This window comes from uncultured Granulicatella sp., assembly GCF_963515095.1.
Taxonomy (GTDB): Bacteria; Bacillota; Bacilli; order Lactobacillales; family Aerococcaceae; genus Granulicatella.
The window spans coordinates 1-23,625 of the sequence record NZ_CAUPXD010000029.1; the positions used below are offsets into that span (position 1 = coordinate 1).

The window sequence follows — 23,625 nt, forward strand, 5'->3', positions numbered from 1 at the left end:
AATCTGGGCTTATAGCCCCGGTTCAAACCACCCGTTAGACGGGTGGTCATGATTTGTGTAAATTAAACGCGTTCTACTTTACCTGATTTTAATGCACGAGTTGAAACCCATACTTTTTTAGGCTTGCCATCGATTAAAACGCGAACTTTTTGTAAGTTTGGTTTCCAAGTACGACGGTTAGCGTTCATAGCGTGAGAACGAGTGTTACCTGTTTCAGAACGACGTCCAGTGAAATAACATACTTTAGCCATGGTCATTCTCCTCCTTTAATTTAAATCATTGATCAGCTGATATAATTTTTAAACTAAATCATATACTTAAATAATTTATCATAGTTGACGATAGAATGCAAGCTAGAGTCCAAGATAAAGTATAAAATTTTGTTAAATTGATTTTGATAGCGCATTTTCACACATAAAAGGTTAGGTAAAATCAATCATTTATGATAAAATAATAGAAAATCATCGAACAGTCTGTAAAAAATAGATTGTACGAATTTCAAGGAGGTTACTAAAATGACAGTCAAAATTCAAACAGAACAAGGGTTAATTGAATTAAGCAATGAAGTTATTGCTACTGTAGTTGGTGGTGCAGCAACAGATAATTACGGAGTTGTTGGAATGGCCAGCCGTAATCAAATTCGTGATAATTTAAATGAAATTTTGAAAAAAGAAAACTATTCTCGTGGCGTAGTAATTCGTCAAGAGGAAGAAGGCGTAGCTGTTGATGTATACATTATCGTAGGTTACGGAACTAAAATTTCTGCAATTTGTCGCAATGTTCAAGAACAAGTAAAATACAATTTAGAAACGATGTTAGGATTTTCTGCGAACACTGTTAATGTTTATGTTCAAGGAGTAAAAATCATTGAAGCGTAAGCTTTGATGGTGTGTCAGGAGGATATAAGAATCAATGGTAACAAAAAATATTATTACGGCTCAAGATTTTCGAGCAATGGTAGAAATTGGTGAAGCACGTTTAAGTGAAAATGCTGAATTTGTCAATTCATTGAATGTATTTCCGGTTCCAGATGGTGATACAGGTACAAATATGAGCCTTTCATTTAAATCGGGTGCAGAGCGTGTGGCAAATTCTTCTGCTCAAACTGTAGGAGAGTTAGCACAAGATTTAGCAAAAGGTTTATTAATGGGTGCTCGTGGAAATTCAGGAGTTATTTTATCGCAATTATTCCGTGGTTTTTCAAAATCAGTTGAAGGAAAAGATGAATTAACAGGCGAAGATTTAGCAGAAGCATTTACAAAAGGGGTTGAAACAGCTTATAAAGCAGTGATGAAACCTGTTGAAGGGACTATTTTAACAGTTGCTCGTGAATCTGCTAAGAGAGGTGTTCGTAAATTAGAACGTTCGAGTGATATTATCGAAGTTATGGGTTCTGTATTACGTGGAGCTCAAAAATCATTAGATAAAACTCCAGATTTATTACCTGTATTAAAAGAAGTTGGTGTAGTTGACTCAGGTGGTCAAGGTTTAGTATTTATTTATAACGGATTTTACGAAGCTTTAACAGGTGAAGCTACTCCAGTTCAAGCATTATCAACGAATAAAATTGATTTAAGTTCAGTAGCTCATCACGAAAGTGGCATTGATTATGAACATGCTTCTACAGCTGATATTCAATTTGGGTACTGTACTGAAATTATGGTACGTATCGGTGAAGGGGAAACAGTCGTAGATACTTTTGATTACGATACATTCCGTAATTACTTAAACGAATTAGGAGATTCTTTATTAGTTGTAGCAGATGATGAAATTATTAAAGTTCACGTTCATACAGAGCGTCCTGGTGAAGTCATGAATTATGGACAACGCTTTGGTTCATTAATGAAAGTGAAAGTTGATAATATGCGCTTGCAACATGAGGAAGTTTTAAAAACTGACTATACTGAAAAAGTAAAAGCAGTTGCTCCAAAAGCTGAGTATGGAATTGTTGCTGTAGCTGCGGGTGAAGGAATTCATGAATTATTCAAGAGCATGGGTGTAACTACCATTATTAATGGTGGCCAAACAATGAACCCAAGTACAGAAGATATTTTAGCAGCAGTAAAAGAAGCTCATGCTGAAAAAGTGATTATTTTACCAAATAATAAAAATATTTTAATGGCTGCAAATCAAGCTGCTGAAGTTAGTGAAGATGCAGAAGTAGCAGTTGTAGCAAGTAGAACAATTTCTGAAGGATTATCTTCATTATTAGCGTTCAACCCACAAGCTACCCTTGAAGAAAATAAAGAAGCGATGACAGAACAATTGTCATTAGTGACAAGCGGTCAAATTACAAATGCCGTTCGTGATACTTCAATCGATGGAGTTGATATTAAAGAACAGGACTTCATGGGTATTGTCAATGGTAAAATTTTAATTAGTGTACCGGATCGTAAACAAGCGACAATTGATACAATTGCGAAAATGGTAAATGATGAATCTGAAATTTTAACAATTTTAGTTGGAGAAGATGCAGAAGTATCTGAAGCAGAAGAAATTGTTTCTTATGTTGAAGAACATTTCCCAGATATTGAAGTTGAATTACACGAAGGTTTACAACCTGTATACGCATATTTATTAGCAGTAGAATAGAATATTAGAAATACTGGATGGGGAACCCATCCAGTATTTTTTTGTCGATAGGAATGAAATTAATGAAGTAGCAATAGGCATGAAACCGCAGGTTTGCTGCCGTCCTTTTGCAACTATTAAAATTTTCTTATCTATTTTCCATTTAACAACAGTTGACAGTATGTCTTTTCCTCTCTAAACTATAAAAGAATAGAATGTTTGGAGGTGAAGAAATGGATAAAACAATATTTCAATCAGTAAGATTTTTAACAGGAGTCGGACCTAAACGAATGGAACCATTACATGACTTAGGAATTGACACCATCTATGACTTATTAACACATTTTCCATTTCGATACGAAGACCTTCAAGTAAGAGATGTTTCAACCATCATGGATCAAGAAAAAGTGACATTAGCAGGAATTATTGTAACAGAACCAGTCGTTCATTATTATGGATTTAAGAAAAACCGAATTTCCTGTCGAATGGCGATTGGAGAACAAGTCATCCAAGTGTCCTTTTTTAACCAACCTTATTTGAAAAATAAATTAATCCAACATCAAGAATGTATTATTTTTGGAAAATGGGATGCCAAACGCTCCACTTTAATGGGAATGAAAATTATTTCAACTAAAGAAGATAGAGAGGAAACATCCAATTTTGAAGCGGTATACCGAACAAATAAATCCATTCGACAAAGTACATTGTTGAAATTGATTCAAACAGCTTTACCACTGTATAAAGAAAATATTCCGAATCCACTACCAGCTACCATTCAGAAAAAAAGACAATTACTATCTCATCCAGAAGCTGTGGAAGGAATGCATTTTCCAAAAGATGAACGTCATTCAAAACAATCTAGACAGCAATTAGTATATCAAGAATTATTTTGTTATCAGTTAAAACTACAAAGCTTAAAAAAGAAAAGGCATTATGCTAAACAAGGGCAAAGTATTTTATATGAAAATAATGCATTAAAGGCATTTATTCAAACTTTACCCTTTACACTAACTGAAGGACAAAAGAAAGTTGTCAATGAAATTTGCTATGACTTAAGAGCTCCGTATGAAATGAGTCGATTATTACAAGGAGATGTTGGAAGTGGGAAAACGGTTGTTGCTACAATTGCAATGGTAGCGACTGCTTTAACAGGGAAACAAGCATGTTTAATGGTTCCAACAGAATTATTAGCAGACCAACATTATGAAACAATTTGTGCGTTAACAAAAGAAACAGAAATAAAAGTTGGAAAACTTACCGGAACCACAACTTTAAAAGAAAGACGGCAGTTATTAGAGCAATTAGAAAAGGGAGAACTCCAACTCTTAGTGGGGACTCACGCTTTATTCCAGGAAGATGTCATTTATCATGATTTAGCGTTTATTGTTATTGATGAACAGCATCGTTTTGGAGTGAAGCAAAGAGCACAATTAGCTCAAAAAGGAACAGGAGTAAATGTACTACAAATGACAGCAACTCCAATTCCAAGAACACTCGCCATTACGACTTTTGGAGAAATGGATACATCTATCTTAAAAGAAGCTCCTAAGGGACGACAACCAATACAAACATTTTGGGTTAAAGAACAAGAGTTAGAGAAAGTATATGATTATATTGAAAAACAAGTTCAAGCTGGCAGACAAGCTTATGTCATCTCTCCTTTAATAGAAGAAAGTGAAAATTTAGATGTTCAAAATGCGACTGAAATTTATGAAATGATTTCTAAACGATTTGAAAATCGTTTGTCAGTAGGGTTATTACATGGACGTTTAAAAAGTGATGAAAAAGAAAGTGTTATGACTGCTTTCCAGAAGAACGATGTACAAGTACTAGTTTCTACAACCGTAATTGAAGTAGGTGTAGACGTACCAAATGCTACTGTTATGGTTATATTAGATGCTGATCGATTTGGATTAGCTCAATTACATCAGTTAAGAGGTCGAGTAGGACGTGGAGAACATGCATCAACGTGTATTTTGATTGCATCGCCTAAAACAGAGCAAGGAAAACAAAGGATGCAAATTATGTGTGAGTCAACAGATGGATTTTATCTTAGTCAAAAAGACTTAGAATTACGTGGGTCAGGTGACGTTTTTGGATTACGACAATCAGGAATCCCAGAGTTTAAAGTGGCTGACATTGTACAAGATTATGATATACTAGAACAAGCAAGAGAAGATGCTATTACATTTGTTATCGAAGAAGAGGACAGTGTAGCTTATAAAGAAATACAAGAATTTATCGAACAAACAAGTCGTGAAACGGAGGAAATTGTAAATGGTTAAAATTGCCATTGATGCGATGGGTGGAGACAACGCTCCTAAAGAAATTGTAGCAGGTGCTATTCAAGCAGCAAAAGAATATCCAGAAAATGAATTTCAATTATATGGAGATGAAGAAAGTATCCAAGCAGTGATGACAGAAACACTGCCGAATATTAGAATCATTCATTGTAGTGAAAAAGTAACAAGTGAAGATGAACCCGTAAAGGCAGTTCGTCGAAAAAAAGATGCTTCTATGGTAGTTGCTGCTCAAGCTGTGAAAGATGGCGAAGCAGATGCTCTATTTTCAGCAGGAAATACGGGAGGATTACTAGCGAGTGGTTTATTAATTGTTGGTCGAATTAAAGGGATTGACCGTCCAGGGTTAATGCCAGTATTACCGGTTGTTGGAAAAGAAAATCGTCAATTTATTTTAATGGACGTGGGTGCAAATGCTCAATGTAAAGTACAAAATTTAGAACAATTTGCAGTCTTAGGTTCTTATTATGCAAAATATGTATTAAATATTGAAAATCCAACAGTTGGTTTATTAAATAATGGAACTGAAGAAGGTAAAGGGAATGATTTAGTAAAAAGTGTTTACCCACTTCTTCAAGAAAATTCATCAATTAATTTTGTCGGAAATGTTGAAGCAAGAGAAATTTTAAATGGAATTGCAGATGTTGTTGTAACAGATGGTTTTACAGGGAATGCAGTTTTAAAAACGATTGAAGGTACTGCTTTAACAATGATGAGTTTATTAAAGGAAAATATTTTAAGTCAAGGTATTACGGGAAAACTAGGTGCTTTATTATTAAAGGATACTTTCCGTTCGTTGAAAAATACTTTGGATTATTCGCAATTTGGTGGGGCTGTTTTATTTGGATTGAAGGCTCCTGTAGTGAAGGCGCATGGTTCTTCTAGTGCAAGTAGTGTTTATTTTACGATGAAGCAAATTGATACGATTGTTCGAAGTGGCGTCGTGAAAGATTTGTTCGATTACTTTGAGGAGAACTAAAATAGACTTTGCGGTATAGTAATAGACGACGGCAGCAAACCTTCGGTTTCATGCCTAAAAATTGAGCCTTGGTCTCAATTTTTCGTGTGATATAATCAGCAGTGGCTGATTATATCACTAGTATTACTATGCAAAGCCTTTTTTGTTTGAACGGATGTTTATGAGAGAACGTTTAGGAAGTAGACTTTGTGGTATAGTAATAGACGACGGTAGCAAACCTTTGGTTTCATGCCTTATCTACTATGCAAAGTTTTTCCTAAGTAATATAAAAAAGTGACGTACTGTTGATGTAGGCGTCACTTTTTTCGTTAATTATTTAAAAATTGTCGGGAATGTTAATAGAATTGAAATAATCCATAACAATGCAAAAGTCCATAAACAAAAATGAATGATAGACTGATACGATTTTTTCTTTTGTGGAACATAGCTTTTTTTCTTTGAACGAAAACTATAAAGGAAAAAGTCAAAGTTTCCAGATTGAATGACTAATAGAGTTAAGCCCATGATTAAAAAAGGAAAACTCAATAGCGTTAAAGTATTTCCAATATAAACAAAATCTAACATAGATTTATTCGTTAAGCTCGCGTAAAGCATAACAAAAATTATAAGGATACAAGTAGTTTCTAGTGCATTTAAAAAGAGTCGTTTTTTCAAATTAATGACCTCTCTTATTCTTTTGAATCATCATCATCATCATCTTCTATTTCAAAAAGACTGGCATTTTTTTCTAATAAATTTACTGTTTCGTTAATAAATTTTCTCATGGCAAGATAAGATTGTACCATTCGGATTGCATTTGAAATACTAAATGTAGCAAAAACACAACAAAAGATGGTTGCAAATTCCCAACCACGAATGGGAAGAAGTAATACTGCTAAAAAAATAAAGAAACTAGCAATTAAAATTTCTAAAATAAAATGTACAAAAAACTGTCGTTTGCTAATCATTAAAAAGCCCTCCCCATTATTATTCCTTAAAAAAATCTTACAAGATTATACTATATTTTTCAAGTGATTTTTCTTGATTTTTTTTGACCAAATGATTACTATAGTAATGTGGTTAGCACTTAAGAAGAAAGAGTGCTAAAAAATCAAGGAGGTATCATTATGTTAAAACCGTTAAAAGATCGTGTTGTTATTCAAATGGTAGAACAAGAAGAAAAAACAGCTGGAGGATTGTTTTTACCAACTGCAGCACAAGAAAAATTACAATTTGCGACAGTGTTAGCTGTGAGTGAATTTACAGAAGAAAAAGATCGTCAAGTTCAAGTAGGAGACCGTGTTGTCTTTGAAAAATACACAGGAACAGAAGTTAAATTAGATGGTCAAGAATATATTATTGTAAAAGAACAAGATATTATTGCAATTGTACAATAAGAAAGCGAGGAACTGAAAGATGGTAAAAGATATTAAGTTTTCAGAAGATGCAAGAGCATCGATGCTACGTGGAGTAGATATTTTAGCAAATACAGTAAAAGTAACTTTAGGACCTAAAGGTCGTAATGTGGTATTAGAAAAAGCATTTGGTTCACCATTAATTACAAATGATGGGGTAACTATTGCAAAAGAAATTGAATTAGAAGATCATTTTGAAAATATGGGAGCTAAATTAGTTGCTGAAGTAGCTTCTAAAACAAATGATATTGCAGGAGACGGAACAACAACTGCAACAGTTTTGACACAAGCAATTGTTCGTGAAGGATTAAAAAATGTTACTGCAGGTGCAAATCCAGTAGGCATTCGTCGTGGTATTGAATTAGCGACACGTGCTGCTGTAGAAGAGTTACACAAAATTTCTTGTCCTGTAGAATCAAAAGAAGCGATTGCACAAGTAGCAGCGATTTCTTCAGGATCTCAAGAAGTCGGTAGTTTAATTGCAGAAGCAATGGAAAAAGTAGGTAACGATGGCGTTATTACAATTGAAGAATCAAAAGGAATTGAAACAGAATTAGATGTTGTAGAAGGAATGCAATTTGATCGTGGCTACTTATCTCAATATATGGTAACAGATAATGATAAAATGGTTGCTCATTTAGATAATCCATTTATTTTAATTACAGATAAAAAAGTTTCTAATATTCAAGAAATTATTCCATTATTAGAACAAATCGTTCAACAAGGTCGTGCATTATTAATTATTGCAGATGATGTAGATGGAGAAGCATTACCAACATTAGTTTTAAATAAATTACGTGGAACATTTAATGTAGTAGCGGTTAAAGCGCCAGGATTTGGTGACCGTCGTAAAGCAATGTTAGAAGATATTGCTGTATTAACAGGTGCTCAAGTCATTACAGAAGATTTGGGCTTAGAATTAAAAGATGCTACTTTAGCACAATTAGGTACAGCTGGAAAAGTAGTTGTTTCTAAAGATAATACAACAATTGTTGAAGGAGCAGGTTCAAAAGAATTAATTGCGAATCGTGTAGCTTTAATTCGTTCTCAAGCACAAGATACAACAAGTGATTTTGATCGTGAAAAATTACAAGAACGTTTAGCAAAATTATCAGGGGGAGTAGCTGTTATTAAAGTAGGTGCTGCAACTGAAACAGAGTTAAAAGAGAAAAAATTACGTATTGAAGATGCTTTAAATGCAACACGTGCTGCTGTTGAAGAAGGAATCGTTTCTGGTGGTGGAACTGCACTAGTGAATGTTCAAAAAACAGTAGATGCATTAGAATTAGAAGGTGACGAAGCAACAGGTGCGAAAATTGTTTCTCGTTCATTAGAAGAACCACTTCGTCAAATTGCAACAAATGCAGGGTTAGAAGGTTCAGTAATTGTGGCTCATTTGAAAGCTCAAGAGTTAGGAATTGGATATAATGCAGCAAGTGATGAATGGGTGAATATGATTGAAGTAGGAATTGTAGATCCTACTAAAGTAACTCGTTCTGCTTTACAAAATGCAGCTTCTGTATCTGCTTTATTATTAACAACTGAAGCGGTAGTAGCAGATAAACCAATCCCAGCTGCACCAGCAATGCCTGGAATGGATCCAGGAATGGGTATGATGTAATCGTTACATATATAAACTAGACTTCTCTGAAGTAGCTAAGGACGCAAGCTACTGTGAGAAGTCTTTTTCCTTTTTCATCATAAAAATTCTTTTTAATTCATAAAATAGTATTGAATTCTGTAAAGTTATGGTATACACTACTGTATATACAGTAGAAAAGGAGATATATTCAATGAAAAAGAATAGATTTTTAACGTTAACAGCCTTACTAACAGCAATTGCGATTGTGGTTCCGATTGTAATGCCATTCAAAATTGTCATTCCACCGGCATCCTATACTTTAGGAAGTCACGTAGCTATTTTTATTGCAATGTTTCTTTCTCCATGGATGACGGTATTTGTTGTATTGGGTTCTACTATTGGTTTCTTCCTAGCAGGATTCCCATTTATTATTGTGTTACGAGCATTTTCTCATATTTTATTTGGAACTTTAGGTGCTCTTTATTTGAAAAAGTTCCCGAATATATTAGAAAATAAAAAATCTTCATGGATCTTCAATATTGTTTTAGCGATTATACATGCTATTGGTGAAGTATTTGTATGTTTTGTATTTTATAGTGTGACAGGTCAAGACCTTCAAAAACTATTATATGTCTTAATTGTTTTAGTTGGAGTTGGTACGATTATTCATAGTATGGTAGACTATGTAATAGCGATTGGTATATATCGTTCATTAAAGAAAATCCATAAGAGAGAGGGTTAATAGTGACCATTACACGTAGAAAGCAATTATTGACTTTATTAAAAGAATCTTCATCAGCGATTAACGGACAGCAATTAGCGGATCATTTTCATGTGACAAGACAAATTATTGTTCAGGATATTGCTATTTTACGTGCAGATGGGGAAGAAATTATTTCAACGAATCGAGGATATATTCATTCTGCATCTAAGCAACCGCAACAAATGCATCGTTTGTTTAAAGTGAAACATACGATTGATGATATTGAAGATGAGTTAGTTGCTATTGTGGATAATGGTGGAAGAGTAAAAACGGTGTTAGTGGATCATCCTGTTTATGGGGAAATTCAGACATTATTGAAAATGACTTGTCGTAGAGATATTGTTCATTTTATGAAGCAAGTGGAGGAAACGAAGTTTCGTCCTTTGTCTGAGATAACGGATGGGGTTCATTATCATTTAGTGGAAGCTGATACGAAGCAAGATTTAGATGAGATTGAAAGAGCTTTGAGAAAGTTGGGTTTTTTAATCGACGACTCGTTATAATTTACGTATAGACTTTCTGTCATAGTAGTAGAAGACGCAAGCAGCCTCGCAAAAGCGAGTCTCATTGCTAAAAATTGAGCCTAGGGTCTCAATTTTTCTTGTGATAAAATCTGCGGGGCAGTTTTTATCACTAGTACTACTATAGAAAGTCTAACTTATTGGACGTGTATTTATGAGAGAGCGTATAGAATATAGACTTTCTGTTATAGTAGTAGAAGACGCAAGCAGCCTCGCAAAAGCGAGTCTCATTGCTAAAAATTGAGCCTAGGGTCTCAATTTTTCTTGTGATAAAATCTGCGTGGCAGTTTTTATCACTAATACTACTATAGAAAGTCTTATTTTTTTGTTCATTTTTTAAACTGAATTTAAAAAGTTAAATTGAGAAAATATACTTTCAAAGAGTTATTTAAATAGATATGAATAATTGCTTCTTATATATTAGAGAAAATAATAGTGTGCTTGACAATGTAAATTTGGTTCATTATAATACGAGTTACATACCTTCGGTATGTATAAAGGGGTGTTAAAATGGCAAGGAATAGAAATCCGGAAGAAACAAGAAGAAAAATATTAGAAGTTTCTAAAGAATTATTTCTAGAAAAAGGATTTGATAATACATCAATACAAGATATAATCGATGGATTAGGTGGATTAACAAAAGGTGTTATTTATCATCATTTTGAGTCGAAAAATGAAATATTGCAATCAATCATTAGTGAAAATAATCAAAAAATTTTAAATTATAATTGGAGAGGAGAAACAGGATTAGAAAAAATACAAAATTCATTAATGGATTCTTTTTCAAATTTTGAACAACAAAGGCTCGTATACTCAGCTTCAATTATGTTAAGAAGTCCACGTTTGTTAGGTGAACAATATCTAAATCTTTTTTCTGATTTTTTACCGGTAATTAGAGAAAAAGTTTTTGAAGGTGTTAAAGATAACTCAATTAAAACAGAATACCCAGAAGAATTAGCAGATTTAATTATTTTAACTTTGAATATTTGGATTGGGTTCCAAATTTCTATTTATTCAGTAGAGGAATTAAAGAGTAAAATGAATTTTATTAAACTAACTTTTGAGGGTCTGGGAGTACAGTTGATTACTGATGAAATGATGGAAATAATTTTCAAATTATTTGATCACTTAAAAAATAGTAAATAAGTTTTACGTATAGATATTTTTAAAAATACCATACTCTAGCTATGGTATTAAAAATTCTATTATACATACCTTTAGTATGTTTATTTTTTAAAATTTTACATACCAGGAGTATATAAAGTGCTTTTAGAATAGTGTAATTAATATAAACAAAATTTTTTTGGAGGGAAAAGTCTATGTTGTCACTTATAAAAATTGAAATAAATAAAGTTTCAAAAGTTAAATTATTTTTAGCTTGGTTGATTACCATATTTATAGTATCAGGTATTACAGGAATTATAATTATGGGGCTAGGTACGGATAATAAATTGGGAGAATTTGTTGGACAGAGTATCAATGATTATAGAGGTACAAGTCAATGGGAAGGCTGGGCAATTGCAATGTCATTGTTTTCATCTTTATTTACAAAAGCAGCTTTTTTAATTTTTGAATCTTATTTATTGTCTATCATTATTATTGATGAATTTAAACGAAGAACAATTTTTCAGTTGTTTTCTTATCCTATTTCTAAAATAAAGTTATTATGGGGGAAAGTGTTATCAGTAATTCTAATATCATTTATTACTCATTTTACTGCACATATAGTTATTCAATTATTTATTAAATTTATGGCATTTTTAACAGGGGAAAATTATATTCCATTCACCAACTATTTAATTAATTTAGTCGGAATTACGTTTGGAACAGTTTTAATCGGTTTAATACCTTTTGTTTTAGGTATGATTAAGTATTCAACTCCTATAACAATACTTTCAGGACTTGGTTTGGCAGCATTACTTTCTAATGCTACTCCTGGAAGTTTAACGCATAATTTTGTTGATAACGTATTTTTTTTAATAATTGCTAGTGTCATAAGTTTAATGATTGTTTCATTTTCTATTTATACTATTTCAAAAAAAGATATTAATATCAACTAGTATAGCTAATTTTATTGAAGTGAGATGAGTTTTCTCAGATAAAAGAATGAATGAGTAATAAAGGGAAAAATTAGAATCTATATACCTGATGGAAATTTAAACTTTATATTGAAAGAGAGGGATAGAAATGGAAAATATTGTTGAAATAAAAGAACTTTTTAAAACAATAGATAAGGAAGAAATTTTGAGTGATATTAACCTTCAAATTGCTGAAGGAGAAATCTATGGTTTGTTAGGACCAAACGGTGCTGGAAAAACTACTTTAATGAAATGCATGTTATCTTTATTAACGATTACATCTGGTAGTATTGAAATTTTTGGGAAAAATTTACAAGAACATAGAGAGGAAATTTTAAGTCAGGTTGGTAGTATTATTGAAACACCCATATTTTATGAAAACTGTACTGCAAAAGAAATTTTAGAAATTCACGCTCAATACATGGGAAAAAATATTACTGAATTAGATATAATAAATACCTTAAGAATGGTCGGATTAAAAAATACGACAAAAAAAGTAAAAGAATTTTCATTGGGAATGAGACAAAGGCTAGGTTTAGCTCGTGCATTCTTAACGAAACCAAGATTATTAATTTTAGATGAACCAATTAATGGTTTGGATCCAGTAGGAATTCAAGAAATTCGAAATCTCTTACAGTTACTTTCTAAGGAACATGGAATTACGATATTAATATCAAGTCATATTTTATCGGAAATTTCACAGATTGCAGATAAGATTGGTGTTATCAAAAATGGATCAATGATTGAACAGGTTTATATGGAAGAGCTGATGAAAGAGAATATTGACTTAGAAGAATTTTTTATGTCACATTTTCTAAGTAAAAATCAAGAATTATGAGGCAGATTAAGAATGAAACAATTAATAAAGAACCATCAGAAGGCTTTTTATGCTTTCATGATTTTTAATATACTTGTTCCTTTATCTAATATTGCTTTTGCTTATTCTATTAAAGGGATTATTGATAGTGGAATGTCTAAAAATAAAGAAGATTTAACTCAAGCAATACTAGTGGGTGCTGGTGTTATATTCATCTATGCAGGTCTTAATTTTATATCCTTTCAATTAAGAAATAAGCTTGTTAGAAAAATTATGTCAGGATATAAAAACAAGGTGTTCCAATCTATTTTAGATAGAGATTATAGAGAATTTTCTAAGGAAACATCAGGGAAATTTATTTCAATTTTGACTGAAAATATGAAGAAAATTGAACAAGATTATTTACACCAGTATTTTAATATTTCAAAAAATCTATCCTTGATGATTTTCTCGCTAATAGCTATGTTTATAGGTAATTGGTTTTTAACTTTATTTGTTATCATTGTAAGTATTATTCCAATGTTGATTTCAGGATTTATTGGCAAAAAGTCAGCCTTTATACAAAATAGAGTTATGATTGCAGAACAAACATATTTAGCTAAGATTAAAGATATTATAGCAGGTTTTTTGGTTATTAAAAGTTTTAATGTGAAAGAGGCTATTTATCAGGATTATAGTTATGTAAGTGAAAATTTGGAAGAGATATATTTTACAAAAGGAAAGTTTGATGTTTTATCTAATGTTATTTCTCAGCTCTCAGGAATGATTGTTTTTTTGGTAGCTTTTGGTGGAGGAATGTATCTTGTTTTTAATGGGTATACTTCAATTGGGAGTGTAACAGCTATTGTTCAACTAGTAAATTTTGTAGTAATGCCAGTAAATGAAGTTGGTCTTGGTATAACTAAATTCCGTGAAGGTCAGGTAACACTAGAGGCATTTGAGGTACAAGATGTACCCGAATTTCAAACAGGTAAAACAAAAGAATATTTTAATGAAGTGATTACATTCTCAAATGTTGATTTTTCATATCCAAATACTGAAGGAAAGATTTTTAATCATTTATCTTTGAAGATTCAAAAGGGAGAAAAAATTGCAATTGTAGGTAGATCAGGAAGTGGAAAATCTACTTTACTGAATTTATTACTACGTTTTTATGAGGTAACAAGTGGACATATCTTAATTGATAATCAAGATTTACAAGATATTTCAATTGAGAGTCTTTATAACTTAATGACAGTTGTTCAGCAAGATGTTTATATTTTTGATGATACTTTAAAAGCAAATATTACCCTTAATCAATCCTTTACTGAATATGATATAAAACAAGCTGTACAGCAGTCTGGTTTAGAAAGTTATGTTTTAGAAAATGAATTAGGTCTGCAAGTTTTATGCGGTGAAAATGGGTCAAACCTATCTGGAGGGCAAAAACAGCGAGTTAGTATTGCACGTGCTTTGATTCGAAAAACTCCAATTTTATTATTAGATGAAGCTACCTCATCTTTGGATAATCAAGTTACTACTGAAATTGAAAATTCAATTTTGAAAATTCAAGATTTGACAGCTCTTGTTGTTACGCATAAGTTGAATGAGCTTATTTTGAAAAAATACGATAGAATTCTTTTTATGAAAGACGGGAGTATTGTTGAAGATGGTTCTTTTGATGAGTTGATGGATAGGAAAGGTGAATTTTATAAGATGTTTAAATTTAGTGAGTAATAATACTAAATTAAATCAGATTAATGAGGATAAAATCGAGACTAACAAAAAACAAGACTTATCGAAGTGCAAGTCTTGTTTTTTGTCTATCCATTATTCGTTTAATCCTGTTGAATTAGATTGTAAGCTGGGGAGTTTTCTAATTCTTGGTTTCGGTATTCCAGTAAAAAATTGAGTGCTTCTTGTGCAATGGAAGAAATTGGGGGAGTTTGTTTTAAGCCTTTAGCAATCCAGTAAATATAGTTATTAAAATCTTCATCCTCTTCAATTTCTAATAGTGTTTGAAAATTTTCAGGATGGAATAATCCCAATTGTTGTCTGTGAGTATGTTTGCTCATCCAATGTCGATGGTCGAATGATACAAGTTCGATATGAGGTTTCATAGAACGAATCAATTCTTCAAAAGAAGAAGCAATCGTTAACCATTGATCCATTTCTACATCTATGAGACGAATGCTAGGTTCTTTTCCTTTTTCAAGATAATCAAAACAATAGTAAACTGATTCATCTTTAAAAAAGGGAATAAAGTAATCAGGCAGACCTGTTTCTTCGGGGGAAAAACAGTCATCTAATAAACTCATCCAATTGCCCTTTTCTAATCCTGCAATGCCATTTAAGAGAGTATAGTCCAAGCCGAATCGAGTAGGTTCAATGGTAGTTATTTTTGTATGAAGAAAATAACCAGCTCCTTCCTGTTGAATCCATTGTAAATAACTTTCTGGTAAGTCTCCAATAGTCCATTGATGATGGATAGGTGTAGTAGAATCTAATAGTACTTTTGTAAAAGCTTGTTGAATCAGTGACATGTTTCCCTCCTAAAATTAGGTCTAAAGTATGAGGTAAGTTACAATAATTATGGTAAAATAAGCTCAATTAATCGTTAAAAGTTTGCAAAACTAATTCGATTTGTTACAATTAACTGTATAAAATATAAAGGAGTGTGTCAATATGACATTATGGATTATTCTAGGAATTATTGCAGTAGTCATTATTTGGGCTGTATCTGCATATAATGGCTTAGTAAAATTAAAAAACTGGGTAAGTGAAGCGGCTGCTCAAATTGATGTTCAATTAGGGAGAAGAAATGATTTAATTCCGAATTTAGTAGAAACTGTTAAAGGGTACGCTAAACATGAACAAGAAACACTTTCTCAAGTTATTGCAATGAGAAATCAATTAACAAATATGGGAAGTAATGCTTCTGTTCAAGAAAAAATGGATGTTTCAAATCAATTAAGTGGAACATTAAAAACAATTTTTGCACTTTCAGAAAGCTATCCTGATTTAAAAGCAAATACTAACTTCATTAAATTACAAGAAGAATTAACAAATACAGAAAATAAAATTGCTTATTCACGTCAATTATATAATTCAAGCGTGGCACAATATAACATTAAAATTCAAATGATTCCAAATAATATTATTGCAAATATTGGTGGATTTACAAAAGAAGCAATGTTAGAAATTCCAACAGAAGCACGTGAAGTGCCAAAAGTTCAATTTTAAAATTGAGCGTAGGTGAAAAAGATGATGTATGAACAGATTGCTGCCAATAAAAGAAAAACTTGGGTGGTAGTAGGATTCTATCTCATATTATTTTTATTGGTAGGTATTGCTTTAGGTTATACCCTAATTGATAATGCTGTTGCAGGAATGGTTATTGCATTAGTTGCAGGTGGATTATATACCATGATGATGATGAGTCAATCAACAGATGTTGTGATGCGATTAAATCATGCTAGTGAAGTGACTGAATACGAACAAGCACCTCAATTGTGGCATATTGTGGAAGATATGGCGATGGTTGCAAAAGTTCCAAGACCAAGAATATTTGTGATTGACGATGACTCTCCGAATGCCTTTGCAACAGGAAGTACTCCTGAAAAAGCAGCAGTTGCTGTAACAACAGGGTTATTACAACGTTTGAATCGTGAGGAATTAGAAGGAGTTTTAGCTCATGAATTTGCTCATATTCGAAACTATGATGTAAGGCTGCAAACTATTGCCATTGCGCTTGGAGCAGTGATTGCTATTTTAGTGCAATTTGGAAGTCGAATGATGTTTTGGGGACGATCTTCGAGACGGTCAAAAGATGATGAAAATGGACTTGCAGTGATTATGATGGTCATTTCCATTTTAGCAATGATATTAGGACCATTGATGTCTACGATTTTACAATTAGCAATTTCAAGAAATCGTGAATATTTAGCAGATGCTACAGCAGTAGAATTTACTCGAAATCCTCAAGGGTTGATTTCAGCACTTGAAAAAATCTCTCAAGCTCCAGCAATGGAAGAAGCGGATCCTCAAAGTGCAGCATTATATATTGCTAATCCTTTTAAAAAGGGAAATGAAGAAAAAGATTCTTGGTTTGCTACTCATCCAGCAACAAGTAATCGGATTAAACGTTTAAGAGAGATGTAGGAATAAAGACAGTTGAAGTTTTATAGGGAAGGCTTCGATTGTCTTTATTTCAATTTTGTTACAAAGAAAAAGCTTTCACATATAATTTGTAATGAAATAAATATACATAAATAGAGATAATTCCCCTATAATAGTAATGAGGAATTAGATTAAGGGAGGAGTTTTGTGATGCAATCAATTTATGTACATTTAGATTCGATTTCGAACCATGTATTAAGTAGCGCAATTAAATTTCAACCAGCAGTATTGTCACAAAATGAAGTTCCTAAAAATATCTTATTATTAAAGGGACGTTCTCCATTAGCTATATATGATGATTATACTGGGTTTTACTATATTAAAGATTCAAAAAAAATCGTAGCATTTTTAGAAGAAGGTAAAACTAGTACAACAGAATATAATTGGATTGATTTTGAATCGTTAGAATTTTTACATCAATTAACACCTCAAGAAATTGCAGATTTATTATATATTTCTCATGCAAATACGCATTTGCATTCTCCGTTTTTTTATAAACTACAAAATAATTTTATCTTTTTAAATTTAGGGCAAGAATTTACAAAAGTGTATTATCGGAAGATGGATGATTTCTATCGACAATTAGGTGCTCAACTGACGGATAAAATGAGTGAAGAAATGACTCGTTTGAGTAGACGATTGTTTTTCAATCAAGAGAAAAATGCCAAAGATTTGCCAGTAGAATTATTAAAAGAATTAGTGACGTATTTTAAAGTCGGTATGGTATTTTCGACGGAAAGAATCAAAAAAGAGTTACTAGAATATACGATTCCATTATATGTAGCAGAAGATCGTTATCACGTAATGGAAAATGTATATATTAAGGAAAATTTATTTGGGCAACTGACTTATCATGAAGAACAAGGTTGGTCATTAGAGATTTATAAACGAAAAACAGATATCCTATAAAACGTTCTTGAAAGAAGTGGCTTACTTTCTTTAAGAACGTTTTTTTGTTAAAATAAAAGGTAGTAAATTAGAAAAGAGGTTAGGTTATGTATTATGTAAAAAATCAACGAAATGGGAAAGAAATCTATGATGCAACAACAAATTTGGCAATCGAATATTTCTTATTAAATGAGAAAAAATTAGATGAGCCTATTTTGTTATTTTATGTGAATGAAAATGCGATTATTATTGGGAAAAATCAAAATACTTATGAAGAAGTCAATCAAGATGGAGTCGATTCGTTAAAAGCTCAAGTGGTTAGACGTTTTTCTGGTGGTGGAGCCGTTTATCATGATATGGGAAATATTTGCTTCTGCTTTATTACAGAAGATGATGGAGATAGTTTCCGTGATTTTGGGAAATTTACAGAGCCTGTTATTCGTGCGCTACATAAAATGGGGGCAACTGGCGCTGAACTTCAAGGAAGAAATGATTTACTCATTGATGGAAAGAAATTCTCCGGAAATGCAATGTACTCAAATAATGGTCGTTTAACGGCTCATGGAACATTGATGCTGGATGTGGATGTAACGATCTTACCACAATTATTACGTCCAAAAGCTGATAAAATTGCATCAAAAGGAATTAAATCAGTTCGTTCACGTGTTACAAATATTAAACCTTATTTGGCAGAAGAATTCCAAGATTTAGATATTTTACAATTTAGAGAAGTACTATTGAAAAATATTTTCGAAGTGGAAGATACTTCACTGATTAAAGAATATGTTCTAACAGAAGAAGATTGGGAAAAAATTGAAGAGTTGAGAAAGACTTATTTTAATAATCCAGATTGGAACTATGGAAAAAATCCAAAATTTGCGTTAACACAATCGAAACGTACAACAGCAGGACAAGTTGAATTCCACTTAAATGTTGAACAAAATCGTATAAAAGAGATTAAAATTAATGGAGATTTCTTCGGTCTTGGAGAAATTAGTGACGTAGAAGAAAAATTAACAGGAATTGAATATCAACGAGATGCAGTGTCAACCGTATTCGAATCCATTGATGTTCGTAAATATTTTGGAAATGTAGCGGCTGAAGAATTAGTAGAGTTATTATTGAGCTAATACGAATGATAGAAAAGGTGTTATTACTTTACATTCTATGAAAATTCGTTACAATAGTACTATTCTTAAAAAATAATGAATGAATTTTTAAATGTATGTAAGTGAGGTGAATATTATGGAAATGGAACGTATTAATGATGATACTATTTTAGTAAGAATTGAAAATGAAGATTTACTAGAACGTGGCACTTCTGTTCCAGAATTGTTAGCCAATCCTATAGAAATAGAAGAATTTTTCCATAGTATTTTAGTAGAAATGGATGTCATTGATCAATTTGAAGATTCTGAAGGTATGAGTTTCCAAGTAATGCCGAATCCAGAAGGTATTGAATTATATGTTACCAAATATGTTGAAAAAAAAGATACTGAAGCAGATAGCGAACGTTTCGTTCGAAATTTAGTCGATACGATTCAACATTCTTTAGGACATCGAATGGGAAAACCGAAAAAAGAGAAAAAAGTAGAAGCTCCCGTTGAAACAGAAAAAACATTGGAGCCACTGGATTGTACAGTATTTTTTGACTCATTTGAGGACTTTGTCCAATTAGCAAAATTGTATCCATATAATGTTCAAAAATCATCTTTATATCGATATAGTAACTATTATTTTCTACATGTATACCAAGATGTTTTTGGAGAAGAAGATTTTACTGCGGATTTAGCACTTTTAAGAGAATTCGGCGAGTTTTCTAGAGTATCTTGGGAAGTTGTTCAAGAATATGGCGAAGTAATGATAAAAGAAAAAGCGATTGAAACAGCTAAAAAATATTTTAAATAATGTAAATAGTGGAAGTGAGCAAAAACAATTTCTGTCATTTGCTGACTCCACTATTTTTATAGAGGAGTAAAAATCATGAATGAAACGATTCGAATACAGTTAAACCACCGCTCCATTCGAGCGTTTAAAGAACAAGCTTTAACGAAGGAAGAAGTGGAATTATTAGTAGATGTAGCAAGACATACTGCAACGAGTAAATTTATGCAAGCATATTCCATTATTAGTATTACAGATCCAACATTAAAAGCTGCCTTTGCTGCAATTTCAAAACAACCATATGTTGAAAAGAATGGGCATTTATTTTTATTTGTAGTAGATTATTATCGTAATGTTCAATTAACAAAGGCGCAAGATAGACCAGCCAAATTACAAGGGACTGCAGAGTATTTTATTGCGGGATTAACGGATGCAACCATTGCAGCTCAAAATATGGTAGTAGCAGCTGAATCACTAGGAATGGGAACAGTATTTTTAGGAAGTTTACATAATGACGCTCAGCAAATTATCGATTTATTAGGATTACCAGAATATACATTCCCGGCAGTTGGATTAGCGGTAGGATGGCCAAATCAAGAACCTCAATTAAAACCACGTTTACCAAAAGAAATCATTCATATGGAGAATCACTATCAAGTATTGGAAAATCCATTAAAAGAAATTGAAGCATATGATGAAGAGATTACAAGTTACTATGATACAAGAGATTTAAATCATCGAGTGGACAGATTCAGCAAACAAGTGGCGGATAAAATGGAAACATTATCTCCAAAAAGATTAGCGTTATTAGAAGTAATTCAGCAACAAGGATTTTTGAAAAAATAAAATATTAGATTTTTTTGAATGAACTGATTACAATTAAAATAAAATTGAGTAAAGAAAAGAGGATTAAAATGGATATTAAAGATTTTACAGAGCATGAACAAAAACAAATTAATGCAGGATTAACGACTTCTGTTATTAGTGATAAAGAAGCAGCAAAAAAAATTCTTGAACTAGTACCAAGTGAATGGATTAAGAAAATTCCATTTTTAGTGAGAGCCCATGCAACAACAAGAACAGTAGCAAGAGTTGCAAAACAGTACCCAGAACTTTATGCAGTAGCTAAACAAGAAGGCCCTTTACCTGAAAAGGAAAGAGAAGAATTAAGAGAAATTATGACAAATATTTTTGCAGCAAAAATGAATAAGCATAAAATTAAATAATGAGTATAGTATTTCTTAAAGGGGAGACGGTTGAAAAAGAACCAGCTATATTCATCCTTTTCAGGAAAGAATTACCACGAAAAGGGCAAACATCAAAACTGAATGATAAACAGACAATGGACTTTGCTTGATATTACTATGCAAAGTCTTTTTGTGTTAAACGATATAAAGTTTCTTGTAAAATTACTAGACAAATATTCTAACGCTTGTTATAATCGTCCTATAAACAATAAACATTTATGAAGAAGAGAGTAGTTTACGGATGTCTGTTTTAGCGAGCTGGGGTGGTGGAAGCCAGTCATGATGAAGTAAATGAACCGCACTTTGGAAATGATTATTCGAATGTAGTAGAGTAATCCGGTCGCTTACCGTTAAAAAAGTTTAAAGTGGTTTAAGATTTTAAACAATAAGAGTGGTACCACGGGTTATCTCGTCTCTAGTCAAGGTTGCTTGATTAGGGGCTTTTTTATTTATAATTTATACAAAAAGAAGGAGTGTTAAAATGGATTACAAAAAAATAGTTGCAGAACAAATTCATAAAACAATTAGTGAACATTTATCGTTTGAAGAAATTTATAAAATGATTGAAGTTCCAAAATATGCAGAACAAGGGGACTTAGCTTTCCCAGCATTCTCACTTGCAAAAGTATTACGTAAAGCACCTCAAGCAATTGCTCAAGAAATCGTTGAAGCAGTTGCTGATGAACATATTAGCAAAGCAGTGGCAATGGGACCTTATGCAAACTTCTTCCTATCAAAAGGTAAATTTGCAGATGAAACATTACACACTGTTTTAGAACAAAGAGAAGAATATGGTAACTTTGATTTTGGACAAGGACGTAATGCTATAGTGGATATGTCTAGTCCAAATATTGCAAAACCAATGTCAATGGGTCACTTACGTTCAACAGTTATTGGGAATGCTATTGCTAACTTAGAGAAAAAAGTTGGTTATAACCCAATTAAAATCAATCACTTAGGAGACTGGGGAACACAATTCGGTAAATTAATTGTTGCCTATAAAAAATGGGGAACAAAAGAAGCCGTTGAACAAGATCCAATCGCAGAATTATTACGTTTATATGTTAAATTCCATGATGAAGCAGAACGTGATAGCTCTTTAGAAGATGAAGGTCGTGCATGGTTCAAGAAATTAGAAGATGGCGATGCAGAAGCAGAAGAACTATGGAATTGGTTCAAATCTGAATCATTAAAAGAATTCAATCGTGTGTATGATATTTTAGGAATTACATTTGATTCTTATAATGGTGAAGCTTTCTATAATGATAAAATGGATCCAATTGTTGAATACTTAGAAAGTAATGGAATTGCAACAATCGACCGTGGTGCAACAGTTGTTCACTTAGATAAATATGACTTACCACCTGCGTTAATTAAAAAATCAGATGGTGCAACATTATATATCACACGTGACTTAGCCGCTGCACATTACCGTAAAGCAACTTATGATTTCGCTAAAAACATTTATGTTGTAGGGAATGAACAAGCAAACCACTTCAGACAATTAAAAGCTGTATTAAGTGAAATGGGTCGTGATTGGCAAGAAAATATGATTCATGTTGGCTTTGGTTTAATTACATTAGGTGGTAAAAAATTATCAACACGTAAAGGTAAAATTGTCTTATTAGAAGAAGTTTTACGTGAAGCTGAAGAATTAGCCTTAAAACAAATTGAAGCTAAAAATCCAAACTTACCTAACAAAGAACAAGTTGCAAAACAAGTTGGGGTAGGTGCGGTAATCTTCCACGATTTGAAAAACGATCGTACAAATAACTTTGACTTCAACTTGGAAGAAGTTGTCCAATTTGAAGGAGAAACTGGACCTTATGTTCAATATACTCGTGCTCGTGCAATGAGTATTTTAAGAAAAGCAGGAGTTTCAGTTGATTTATCTCAAGCATTAGAATTAGAAGATGACTATGCATGGGAAGTATTAAAACAAATTGAAAATTATCCAAATATTGTGAAATATGCAGAAAGCAAATTTGAACCTTCTGTAATTTCTAAATATGTGATTTCGCTAGCGCAAGCCTTCAATAAATATTATGCAAACAGCCGTATCTTACAAGAAGATGAAGGACTAAATGCTCGTTTAGCATTAGTGGAAGCAACAGCTGTTATCTTAAAACAAGGTCTTGCAATTTTAGGAGTAGAATCTCCAGACGAAATGTAGCCATCCTATCTCTCACTTGTTTACCTGGCAAGTGAGAGTTTTTGTTTTTTGAAAGAAAATTTGATTGTGAAAAAAATAATTTTAAAAGTTTGGATTTTCAGGTTGCTTTCTGAAAAAATATTGAAATAACACCTAGTTGAAAGCGTTAAAATGCGTATAATTACTTGCATATAAAATGAAAAAATTGGTATAATTAATATTATTATAACTGATGCATTATAACTGATGCATTATAACTGATGCATTATAACTGATGCATTATAACTGATG

Annotated in this window: 23 protein-coding genes and 1 other annotated feature; of the genes, 20 read left to right on the forward strand and 3 right to left on the reverse strand. The window is 32.2% G+C overall.

The window, feature by feature from the left end; all coding sequences use genetic code 11:
- Positions 1-62 precede the first annotated feature (62 nt).
- Entirely contained in the window at positions 63-251 is a 189-nt protein-coding gene (gene rpmB / locus RWL86_RS06705) for a 50S ribosomal protein L28 (protein ID WP_006703478.1), read from the reverse strand.
- A 264-nt stretch (positions 252-515) separates the two neighbouring features.
- On the opposite strand from rpmB, the gene RWL86_RS06710 reads away from it, so the two are divergent.
- From RWL86_RS06710 to plsX, 4 genes are all read left to right on the forward strand, one after another.
- A complete protein-coding gene (locus RWL86_RS06710; RefSeq protein WP_314078193.1) occupies positions 516-878 on the forward strand; it encodes an Asp23/Gls24 family envelope stress response protein in 363 nt (120 codons plus the stop codon).
- Between the two features lie 34 nt (positions 879-912).
- Positions 913-2,592, forward strand: a complete 1,680-nt coding sequence (locus tag RWL86_RS06715; RefSeq protein WP_314078195.1) for a DAK2 domain-containing protein — start codon at positions 913-915, stop codon at positions 2,590-2,592.
- Between the two features lie 212 nt (positions 2,593-2,804).
- Positions 2,805-4,856 (forward strand): ATP-dependent DNA helicase RecG, encoded by a 2,052-nt coding sequence (gene recG, locus RWL86_RS06720; protein WP_314078197.1) that lies wholly within the window; start codon positions 2,805-2,807, stop codon positions 4,854-4,856.
- Complete coding sequence (gene plsX / locus RWL86_RS06725) at positions 4,849-5,850, forward strand: phosphate acyltransferase PlsX (protein WP_314078200.1); 1,002 nt, start codon at positions 4,849-4,851, stop codon at positions 5,848-5,850. The genes recG and plsX overlap by 8 nt, the downstream gene beginning before the upstream one ends.
- A gap of 668 nt (positions 5,851-6,518) precedes the next feature.
- Here plsX and RWL86_RS06730 read toward each other — a convergent pair.
- Positions 6,519-6,797, reverse strand: coding sequence for a hypothetical protein (locus RWL86_RS06730; protein ID WP_314078203.1), 279 nt, complete (start codon positions 6,795-6,797; stop codon positions 6,519-6,521).
- Between the two features lie 159 nt (positions 6,798-6,956).
- On the opposite strand from RWL86_RS06730, the gene groES reads away from it, so the two are divergent.
- From groES to RWL86_RS06770, 8 genes are all read left to right on the forward strand, one after another.
- Positions 6,957-7,226 carry a co-chaperone GroES gene (groES, locus tag RWL86_RS06735; protein WP_006703485.1) on the forward strand — a complete coding sequence of 90 codons (270 nt, stop codon included), beginning with the start codon at positions 6,957-6,959 and terminating at the stop codon, positions 7,224-7,226.
- 19 nt (positions 7,227-7,245) lie between these two features.
- Positions 7,246-8,865 carry a chaperonin GroEL gene (groL, locus tag RWL86_RS06740; protein ID WP_314078207.1) on the forward strand — a complete coding sequence of 540 codons (1,620 nt, stop codon included), beginning with the start codon at positions 7,246-7,248 and terminating at the stop codon, positions 8,863-8,865.
- A gap of 172 nt (positions 8,866-9,037) precedes the next feature.
- Positions 9,038-9,568, forward strand: coding sequence for an ECF transporter S component (locus RWL86_RS06745; RefSeq protein WP_314405133.1), 531 nt, complete (start codon positions 9,038-9,040; stop codon positions 9,566-9,568).
- A 2-nt stretch (positions 9,569-9,570) separates the two neighbouring features.
- A complete protein-coding gene (locus tag RWL86_RS06750; protein WP_314078209.1) occupies positions 9,571-10,092 on the forward strand; it encodes a transcription repressor NadR in 522 nt (173 codons plus the stop codon).
- Between the two features lie 528 nt (positions 10,093-10,620).
- Entirely contained in the window at positions 10,621-11,256 is a 636-nt protein-coding gene (locus RWL86_RS06755; protein ID WP_314078211.1) for a TetR/AcrR family transcriptional regulator, read from the forward strand.
- 173 nt (positions 11,257-11,429) lie between these two features.
- Positions 11,430-12,170: an ABC transporter permease gene (locus RWL86_RS06760; RefSeq protein ID WP_314078213.1), complete on the forward strand. Its 741-nt coding sequence runs from the start codon at positions 11,430-11,432 to the stop codon at positions 12,168-12,170.
- A gap of 127 nt (positions 12,171-12,297) precedes the next feature.
- Positions 12,298-13,026: an ATP-binding cassette domain-containing protein gene (locus RWL86_RS06765; protein WP_314078216.1), complete on the forward strand. Its 729-nt coding sequence runs from the start codon at positions 12,298-12,300 to the stop codon at positions 13,024-13,026.
- Positions 13,027-13,038: 12 nt separating this feature from the next.
- Positions 13,039-14,721 carry an ABC transporter ATP-binding protein gene (locus tag RWL86_RS06770; protein WP_314078219.1) on the forward strand — a complete coding sequence of 561 codons (1,683 nt, stop codon included), beginning with the start codon at positions 13,039-13,041 and terminating at the stop codon, positions 14,719-14,721.
- 101 nt (positions 14,722-14,822) lie between these two features.
- Here RWL86_RS06770 and RWL86_RS06775 read toward each other — a convergent pair whose 3' ends face one another.
- Entirely contained in the window at positions 14,823-15,527 is a 705-nt protein-coding gene (locus RWL86_RS06775) for an SMI1/KNR4 family protein (protein WP_314078221.1), read from the reverse strand.
- A gap of 142 nt (positions 15,528-15,669) precedes the next feature.
- Here RWL86_RS06775 and RWL86_RS06780 point away from each other — a divergent pair, with 142 nt between their 5' ends.
- The 8 genes from RWL86_RS06780 (at position 15,670) to argS (ending at position 23,355) form a co-directional block, all read left to right on the forward strand.
- Entirely contained in the window at positions 15,670-16,227 is a 558-nt protein-coding gene (locus RWL86_RS06780) for a LemA family protein (RefSeq protein WP_314078223.1), read from the forward strand.
- A gap of 21 nt (positions 16,228-16,248) precedes the next feature.
- On the forward strand, positions 16,249-17,145 hold the full coding sequence (gene htpX / locus RWL86_RS06785) for a zinc metalloprotease HtpX (protein WP_314078225.1): 897 nt from the start codon (positions 16,249-16,251) through the stop codon (positions 17,143-17,145).
- A gap of 165 nt (positions 17,146-17,310) precedes the next feature.
- On the forward strand, positions 17,311-18,072 hold the full coding sequence (locus RWL86_RS06790) for a hypothetical protein (RefSeq protein WP_314078227.1): 762 nt from the start codon (positions 17,311-17,313) through the stop codon (positions 18,070-18,072).
- 86 nt (positions 18,073-18,158) lie between these two features.
- Entirely contained in the window at positions 18,159-19,181 is a 1,023-nt protein-coding gene (locus RWL86_RS06795; protein WP_314078230.1) for a lipoate--protein ligase, read from the forward strand.
- A 115-nt stretch (positions 19,182-19,296) separates the two neighbouring features.
- Positions 19,297-19,959, forward strand: coding sequence for an adaptor protein MecA (locus RWL86_RS06800; protein ID WP_314078233.1), 663 nt, complete (start codon positions 19,297-19,299; stop codon positions 19,957-19,959).
- A 75-nt stretch (positions 19,960-20,034) separates the two neighbouring features.
- A complete protein-coding gene (locus RWL86_RS06805; protein ID WP_314078235.1) occupies positions 20,035-20,781 on the forward strand; it encodes an NADPH-dependent oxidoreductase in 747 nt (248 codons plus the stop codon).
- Positions 20,782-20,849: 68 nt separating this feature from the next.
- Positions 20,850-21,161 (forward strand): hypothetical protein, encoded by a 312-nt coding sequence (locus tag RWL86_RS06810; protein ID WP_314078237.1) that lies wholly within the window; start codon positions 20,850-20,852, stop codon positions 21,159-21,161.
- 230 nt (positions 21,162-21,391) lie between these two features.
- Positions 21,392-21,602 (forward strand) — a binding site (T-box leader).
- 61 nt (positions 21,603-21,663) lie between these two features.
- Complete coding sequence (gene argS, locus RWL86_RS06815) at positions 21,664-23,355, forward strand: arginine--tRNA ligase (protein ID WP_314078240.1); 1,692 nt, start codon at positions 21,664-21,666, stop codon at positions 23,353-23,355.
- Positions 23,356-23,625: the final 270 nt, after the last annotated feature.